At 45.4% G+C, this 282-nt stretch carries 1 pseudogene; it reads right to left on the bottom strand.

The features are described from left to right. Positions 1–282: pseudogene (locus tag EKM80_RS10290) on the bottom strand (IS30 family transposase); the annotation flags it as partial.

The following is a 282-nucleotide window of genomic DNA, read 5'->3' as shown; positions in this document are numbered from 1 at the left end:
GATTGCGGACTTCAAGTAACTGGGCATCAATATAGTGGTATAGCGTCTTGGTCGAGACCATCTCCTCAGGTTGATATAAGCCTTCAAGTTTGGCCCGTCCTACTGCTGCATCAGGCGACCAACCATCTTGACGCAAATGAGTCGTAAAATAGTCGATAAAATCAGCGACACCGACGAGTTTCAAAGGTCGATGACAGTGGGCTCGATTAGCTTCGTACTTAGCTTGTGCTGTTTCTGGTGAGTATACAGCGTAATATTGGCGTTGACCATTCACTTTTTTTA

This window comes from Loigolactobacillus jiayinensis, assembly GCF_003946445.1.
GTDB lineage: Bacteria > Bacillota > Bacilli > Lactobacillales > Lactobacillaceae > Loigolactobacillus > Loigolactobacillus jiayinensis.
This window is presented reverse-complemented; position numbering and strand designations above follow the sequence as displayed.